The sequence below is a fragment of the Haladaptatus ordinarius genome (assembly GCF_054177595.1).
In genome coordinates this window covers 1-7,938 of sequence record NZ_JBPEHH010000141.1, presented here as the reverse complement: position 1 = coordinate 7,938, position 7,938 = coordinate 1, and the positions used below count along the sequence as shown (strand labels likewise).

At 56.6% G+C, this 7,938-nt stretch carries 4 protein-coding genes and 1 pseudogene; 3 read left to right on the top strand and 2 right to left on the bottom strand.

Translation table 11 applies throughout. The features are described 5' to 3' along the window. The first annotated feature begins 291 nt into the window (after positions 1-291). A complete protein-coding gene (locus ACR3FF_RS24335) occupies positions 292-1,752 on the top strand; it encodes a hypothetical protein (RefSeq protein WP_458190712.1) in 1,461 nt (486 codons plus the stop codon). Between the two features lie 452 nt (positions 1,753-2,204). Here ACR3FF_RS24335 and ACR3FF_RS24330 read toward each other — a convergent pair whose 3' ends face one another. Together ACR3FF_RS24330 and ACR3FF_RS24325 are read right to left on the bottom strand one after the other, a co-directional pair. Next, the gene (locus tag ACR3FF_RS24330) at positions 2,205-3,998 is read right to left on the bottom strand and encodes an SWIM zinc finger family protein (protein WP_458190711.1); all 1,794 of its coding nucleotides are present in this window, start codon (positions 3,996-3,998) and stop codon (positions 2,205-2,207) included. 488 nt (positions 3,999-4,486) lie between these two features. Beyond that, positions 4,487-5,369 (bottom strand): annotated as a pseudogene (locus tag ACR3FF_RS24325) (IS1595 family transposase). Between the two features lie 689 nt (positions 5,370-6,058). On the opposite strand from ACR3FF_RS24325, the gene ACR3FF_RS24320 reads away from it, so the two are divergent. After that, positions 6,059-6,991, top strand: coding sequence for a replication factor A (locus tag ACR3FF_RS24320; RefSeq protein ID WP_458190709.1), 933 nt, complete (start codon positions 6,059-6,061; stop codon positions 6,989-6,991). 22 nt (positions 6,992-7,013) lie between these two features. After that, positions 7,014-7,760: an RPA family protein gene (locus ACR3FF_RS24315; RefSeq protein ID WP_458190713.1), complete on the top strand. Its 747-nt coding sequence runs from the start codon at positions 7,014-7,016 to the stop codon at positions 7,758-7,760. The last annotated feature ends 178 nt before the right edge of the window (positions 7,761-7,938 follow it).

Here is a 7,938-nt window from a genome sequence, read left to right as displayed (position 1 = left end):
TAGCCTCATTACGCACCAATCCGGACAGCGGCTGAATCAGGCGACTGATTCAGTCGCCTCATTCTGACTACTACGTGTCAGCAACTGGTCTCTTGAGCCAGAGTGGACAACTAGCGACATTCGATCACTCGTTGGGACTGGTCGGAGGCTTATAGTGATAGACAGGACTTGAATCCTTTCGCTCACATCTCAGAGGATTGATTGTTAGTCAATGACACAACTATCAAGGTGGCGCGCGATGTTGGTTCTAATTAAGAACCAGCTATGGGGTCCGAGTATTCAGATGACCGATTGGACGAGATCATCGACCAGATCACCGACTGGTGGCACGACTTCACCCGGAGCGACCACTTCGAACGATTGACCGACTACCAACAGCAGGAGTCCGAATACATCGTGACGACACTCGCGGAATTGCTGTACACGTACGATGATATTCCGCCTGAGAACTGGAACGAACGCGATATTGAGTGGTGCTGTACGCAGTTGTATCCCGCGAAGGTCACCGATGACGAGGACCATTTTCGCGCAGTTGGCCCGGTATTGACGACGTTTTTCTTGTTTCTTGCTGATCACGGGCTGCTCGCAAACGCCGATATCCTCGCAGATCGGGTCCGCGACGTCGATGATGATATTGTCGAGGCGGCAAAGGATCCCGCGAATTGGGGCTTGGCAAAGTCGATGTTCATAGACGCGATGGAGAGCCAGGGACAGTCGTTCAAGGAATTGGACGATATCGAGGAGATCGAAGCGATGCTCCAAGCGGCTGGAGCCACACCGATCAAGTTGGATGAGAAAGACGAAGCGGAAGAAGCCTTGCCGCTGCTGAGGGACGAGGTCGACAATCCGCGACTGCTTGGACTCGAAAGCGAACAGCGTTTTCTTGAACTGTACGGTCACCTGCTCTTCTACGTCAATGACCGCTTCAACGTGATCGGGGACATCGAAACGTACGCGGATCTCGAGCAGCACGGGATGCGCGAGCTGCTGCCGATCCGGGACCAACTCTACGAGACGACAACAGAAAAGGTAATCACGGATTTCATAGCTGAGAACCCGGCGGACCTTTCGAATGAGGACTTGACGCAGGTTGAGCAGTGGACAAACTACGAGTTCGGCGAGTTCGTTGTCGTCCGCTACTTGCAAAACTACGCTGTCCTCCTCGATCACGAGAATCCACCACGGGCCTTTGGTGTAAAGGCGGTGTACCAGCCGTTTTCTGCGTTCTGGCCGGAAGGCGATCTCCCAGTGCTGGTTTCAGAGGTTGCCCTGCTCCCGTTCGGAGGACAGATTGTGAGTGACGGCTGGATGGGATTCGATATGGTCAGATCGCTCACATTCGAGTTGACCGAGGGGTCGGATGTCGACGACATGTACGAGGAGGCCAAACACCGATTCGGGATTATCGAGTCGCTACCACCACCCGAGGAAGCAGAGAAATCAGCTTCGGAACAGCTCCGCTTTTACATGAAAAACAAGCGAAATCGCGAGCAATACGCAGAGGAGATCGAGACACTCCGTGAACAGAGCGCGAAGTTGGAGGCCATATACCACGAGGAAATTGGCAAAGCGCGGGCCCGAAGTCTCGGTCGGAAACTCCGCGAATTGGGTCTCAACGAGACATATATTGCCATCTACGATGAGCAGGTCATTGCCAGTGGTGCCACCGAACACCAGGTCCGGGAAATCCTCAAAGAAATCATGCCCGATGGCACGGAGAATCATCCATACATCTACCACTTCGATCCCTGATGGGCAATGAGATTCCGATTAGCTGGAATGCAGGCGGGTAAGCCCCCTTCCTCACGGAGCGAGCACCGCGAGCGAGTAGGGGGGATACACCCGCCGTCTCTGGTTACTGCACGGCTGAGCCTTACTACCTCCGCGTTCGAACATTGTAGGAAGACACTCACGACAATGCGTCTGGTGTTCAAACGCTCGCAAGACAGCCCGTACTCGTGCATCGGTCCTGGTGGCCGAGTGTCCATCGAGTAGGAGTGGAACACTCCGAACCGCCTGTCAAGGGAAATCGCCTGCGGAGTCTGGAACCGTCCTCAGAACCATCGGGTCTGATGAGCCGCACAAGAGCGTCGCTCTTGTGGACGCAATGGGACCGTTTCCTGCACGTTCTGACACAGAAACAGGAAGCTCCCACCGCAACAAGTGAGGGCTGGGCAAGCCTGAATGCGGTAGGGCAGAGTAGTTCACAGCTCTTCTAACAGCTCGTCCAGCATCGGCCGGAGCTTGTACTTTCGATAGTGTTCGTCCCTGAGATCCTCCACGTAGGCACGCCATTCGTCGAGTTCGTCGGCTGCTTGGGCTGCTTGCCCTGCACGTTCAAGCCAGCGGACGGCTGTCCGATATCGGTCGTGCTGACCGTTTTCGATAATCGGTTCGGCCTGGGCTTTGCAGGCACTGATAGCCCACTGGGGTCGCACCTCCAGAACAGCGTCAACGACTGGCTCAACGACACTAGCATGGCCTACTCTATCCGCACATTCGATGGCCTCATCGTACAACTCCTCGTGGAGGAACACTTCCACGACTCGGCCGGCACGTCGACGGCCTGGATCCTGTGTTCGGAGGAACTCGAGTAACTCGGCTCGGATGGGTTCCCAGTTGTCGCCAGCGGTTTCCTCGACGGCCTGATACGTGCGTAGTGACGGATTGGTCTCGAACGCCGTGACGGCTGCCTCGAGCGCGAGTTCGGTATCGCCCACGCTGACTGCCCGGTCACGCAGCCACTCTGCTAACGCATCTTGTTGGAATCCTTCGATTGTCAACCCGTGTTCGGCCACCGTCAACGCGGCCTGTGTCCGGTCGTGCTCGCGGAGTGTCTTGGCCAGTTCGAGTAAGGCACCCGGTGTCGACAGCCGTTCGATACCGTACTCGACGGCCTCCTCGATGCGTCCGTCCTGTACCAGCATCCTCGCATAGGCCAGGGACTGCCCTGCTGCCTGCGCCAGGTTGAGATATTCTTCAGTACGTCCCCGTCGTTCGAGGACGGCGAGGCGGGCAGCGATGATGTCTTCTTCGTACCAGCGTTCGTCTTCGTCCCAGAACTCGTTCTCGCCGAGGACTCCCTGCATCGCCTGTTGAACCCGTTCATCGTCCCATCCCTGTCCCGCTGCGTCAGCGGCAGCGGCAAGTGTCGACTCCCCCATGAAATACATTAATTGGTCGTCCCACTCGGTGAGTCGTTGCTCCCAGTCGTCCTGTTCACTCTCGGTCAGATCAGCCGTGAGAATAGCTTCGGTGAACGTCTCACTGAGATCACCGAGAACCTCATACACACTGGGGACATCATGCGGAAGAAGCTCAGCCCATCTGCCAGCAACTATCGCCTCGGTGATTGCTTCGAGGACTTCGAGTGCCGTCTCACCGTCGTCAACCTCGATAGCCCGTCGTGCCTGCTCGATCAATACATCCAGTTCCTCAGCCATGCGCTCTGCTTCGGCGTACGCATCACCGTGGCCTCGTTGCCCGGGATTTGGCAACGCGTGGCTTGCTTGGCGGCGAATCGAGTCCAGATTCACGGAAACCTGCGCTGCAGCTGCTGTCCTATCTTGTGTCGTGCCGAGACGGGATTCGATCAACTCGGCGATCTCTGGACGACTGTCGACGAGTCCGACCAGCAGGTCCTGAAGCGTGTCTGGATCCGCGTCCGCTATCACTTCCGTAATCGCTTGCTCGTGGCTGATACGGCCGGGATCGCGGATGTAGGTCAACAGTACAGCAACACGGTGCTTGCAGATTCCGCCGTGATCATATGGGCAGGAACAATCGGTCCGTGCGATACCGGCGTCGTCGAACTCGATGGTTACCCGGTAGGGCTGGTACTGGCTTCCCATGACTTCGGCCTGGAGCGTCTCATCACGACGAATGACGTCGCTGACCGCCCTTTGTTCGTAGTAGGATTGCCCCCGCTCGTACGATTTGGATCGCGCCAGTTCCCTGACGGTTGCTTCAGTCAGTGTCGGCTTCCGCTCCCCATCCATAATCGTACAGGACGCTACACGAAAATGGCTGTTATGCTTTGTTTCACAAAAATGAGGGAGCAACGACCACGCAACGACCTTCATAGGTACCACAGCAGGAAACCCGCGACTTCAGGCGCGGGAGGAATCGCGTTCGCTATCTGTGTAACCGCCGTCGATTGCTTGCGACGGTTTCGCCACATAATCGCAAGCCTTAGTAGCGTTGATAACTATTGTCATAGTAGTGCACTGAGGCCAAAAGCGTCTCTGGTCGTCGTAGGCCGACCCCAAACAGCGGGACGGTGACGGTGTCCCTCCGAGGTGGATTCACCACCCGCGAAACACCTGAGAACACGCTGAATTAAAGCGGTGTGAGTCAGCCCATCTCGTCCGACCGACGGACGAGACAGTGCCTCTCCATGGGCCAGTGCCTTGCCGGACAAAATCCCCGGCGAGAGTACGCCGGAGGGAATAGAACAATCGCTCTTGTGAAGTACATTGTTGGTGACTCAGAGAACTGCTTGAACGATTTGTTTGAGTGCTTTTCGACCTGGTTTTCGGAGGATTCGTCGTCGGAGCTGGAACGATCTGAGATACGCTGTCAGTTTGTCCTTCGAGACACCTCGATGCGGCGAGAGCCACCGTCGCGCCAGCGACGCGTGGCTCTCGCAGGTGTTCACGTGTGCGTCTCCATCGACGTACTCACCATCTCCGTGAATCACTGCTTCTCGGTGGAAGTTCTCATCGTCTTCTAGCGGGTCGTAGGCCCGAAATCCGTCCGTGTAGACCGTGAACGACTCCTCCTCGTGTTTTCCGAGGAGAAGTCGCACAGTCGATTCGTCGGCGGATTTCGCCGGGACGACGTATCGCTGATCGCTTCCGTGATCAACGAGCGTGAATACTGGCGGTTTGTCCTCGGTGTACGTTCCTCGTCCACGTTTCGAGAGGCCACGCGAGCGCGACGCGGTCGCGCTCGCGGCCTTTCTTCCCAGCAGAGACGTAGAACTCATCAATCTCGACCGGACCATCGAGAGTGAAGGTTGGCGCGTCGAGCGTTCTGGCGAACTGCTCGACGCGCTGATGAAGCGTCCGGTAGGAAACACCGAGTTCAGCCTCTAACTGACGGATACTCGTGTTAAACCGGAGCAACGAGTAGAACGCGAACAGGAGGTTATCGAGGCCGATCTTCGCGTGCGCGAAGATCGTGCCGGTCTTGTCGTTGAACGTGCGGTCGCAATCCTTACAGAGATACCGCTGATATTCTCGGTAGCTGCCGCGTTTAACCACTTACTCAGACCGGCAGCGCGGGCACTGGAGGCCCTCTCGCCAGCGAACCTGCTCCAGCAGGTTCGCGGCGCTCGCCTCCGAGTTCAGCAATTCAAATGGGAACATATCGGGTGACGCGAACGCGTCACCCTTGCCCGCTACGATTTCTAGCGGCAGCTATCCTCGACCAACAATCTGCTTCTGAAGAGCGATGGCGTATTGGGAGGCCCGAGCGTGTCGACCACCTCCAGCACCCTGGCCGGTGAGAGGGTAGAAGAAGTCATACACACAAGAGGTCCCCTGGAGACAAAAGAATTCTGTTGATAGAAACGATGTTCGAACGGCAGGATGCACGTGCCGAGAGACCATTGTCCACCGAGTTCGTACAGCGAGGGCGTTCAGCCCCTAGGTCTTGATGGGGAACACGGTGTTGAACGATCAACGCGTCTACTCAACAGCCTGTATCCGACACTCTGCCGGTGTCACCCGAATGATGCCGTGCAAGATACGCGCTCTGTATCTCGCACACCGTAAGAGAAATGTCTGATATCTTGTATTAGAGCGTAGAACTTTGAATCCATCAGTCCATAGTTGACGGACCACTAGTCGTTGTGTTTCCAGATATAGGCGACACAGAGGACATACTCGAAGAGACGCCTCCTGACGCACTCCGGGCGTTTCTCGCCCGGGAGTTCGCAGCTGATTCTGATCTCGAACGGCGGTTTCACTTTCGACCCGGTTGCCATACCTTTTAGACTAAGGGTACAGTAATCTCACTCATCTCCCACCGAACACGAGGCGGAGATGGACCAATCATGACCGAATCTGAGTTACGCCAACAGGCTGAGGAGATTGCTGACCAGCTCACTGAGGCTGTCGACGTCGCATCCGACGATATCGAAGACCGTCTCACCACGCTTGTCAAAGAGTACAAGGTGCCACTCGAAGAGGCACGTCGAAGCATTATCAGCACGTATCTCGATGAAAACGACATCGATCGCAACGATCTCGAGAGTGATAATCAAGAGGTCGATCTGGCCGACATCGATGAGCCTGATCAGTGGGTCGACGTAACTGCAAAAGTGGTCGACCTCTGGGATCCTCGGAGTGACGCCATCGCACAGGTGGGCCTGCTCGGTGACGAAACGGGCACGATCAAGTTCACCAAATGGGCCAAATCCGATCTGCCCGCACTCGCCGAGGGCAGCGTCTACTCCCTTGGCAACGTCGTCACTGACGAGTATCAAGGCCAGTACTCCGTGAAACTCAACCGCACCACCACCGTCGAGGAGATTGATCGGGATATCGAGGTCGGTGATAACGAGATCGAGGTGACGGGCGCTCTTGTGGACATCCAGAGCGGAAGCGGGATGATCAAGCGATGTCCTGAAGACGACTGCACACGCGTCCTTCAGAACGGGCGCTGCTCGGAGCACGGCGAGGGTGACGGTGAGTTCGACCTTCGAATTAAGGGCGTTCTCGATGACGGTGACACGGTCCAAGACGTCATCTTCAATCAAGAGATGACAGAGGCGGTAAGCGACCTCACGCTGGAGAGCGCCAAGGAGATGGCAATGGACGCACTGGACACGAGCGTGGTCGCCGACACGCTGCGCGATGAAACGCTGGGGTGTTACTACCGTGTGACTGGCCCGGTTTTCGGACGATACGTGTTGGCGAATGAGGTTGAACGGGTTGAAAACGTGGGCGACCCTACGGCTATTCTCACCCGCGCGAGGTCGATTTAAGATGAGTCAAGGTCAGGCCCCAATGCGCGAAGTGGCCCAGCGAGCGTTCGCCCGCGAGTTCAATGACGCCACCTACACGTTTCGCGAGTCCGACGACGACCGGGCCCCCGTGTATGCATTGTTGCCGACCGGTGCGAAGGCTAACCGCGTCTTTGTCGTCGGCACACTCACCGAAACTGAGGATGTGGGCAGCGAGGACGAATACTGGCAAGGTCGTATCGTTGACCCAACGGGGACGTTCTTCGTCTACGCCGGCCAATATCAGCCCGAAGCGGCAGGGATGCTCCGAGACACCGAGCCGCCCGCATTCGTCGCCGTGGTTGGGAAACCCCGCACGTACGAAACCGACGATGGCACCGTCAATGTCTCGCTGCGCCCTGAACACCTGACGATTGTCGATGAGATCACTCGCGATCGCTGGGTGATCGAGACTGCCGAGCGCACGCTTGAACGCATCGACGCGTTTGATGATGAGGCGAACAAGTACGGTCGGATGGCCCGCGACGAATACGGTGAGATGATCGACATATATCAACAAACCGTCATTGAAGCCGTCGAATCGCTGGAGAGCGCCGAGGATGCGTCTACCGACACACCTCACGAGACAGCCGAAGCTTCGACCGATACCACCCAAGATAAGAACACAAAACAGACGGGGGCAACGACTGGTGACGTCCCGGTACCATCAGAGACGCAGGAGACGTCCTCGGATTCGGACGATGATCTCGAAGAGTTCGATCCTGACGAGTTCAGTTCCGAAAGCGAGTGACTGTTGCGTGGGTCGTTCCGTTCGCTTCCTCTTTTGGTCAGCTCCCCACGACTTCAGTCCTGTCTCTTACCCATAAGTCAGAGCTAGCGAGAAAAATCACTCAGATCTGTCACGAGAAGAAAGAACCACTCAGGATGCGTTCATTATTCGGATCAATTCACGACGTTCGAGGAGTGGC

Excerpts from the sequence above, each read along its gene's own strand:
- ACR3FF_RS24330 (WP_458190711.1), bottom strand. The coding sequence starts at position 3,998 with ATGGATGGGGAGCGGAAGCCGACACTGACTGAAGCAACCGTCAGGGAA.
- ACR3FF_RS24320 (WP_458190709.1), top strand. The coding sequence starts at position 6,059 with ATGACCGAATCTGAGTTACGCCAACAGGCTGAGGAGATTGCTGACCAG.
- ACR3FF_RS24315 (WP_458190713.1), top strand. The coding sequence starts at position 7,014 with ATGCGCGAAGTGGCCCAGCGAGCGTTCGCCCGCGAGTTCAATGACGCC.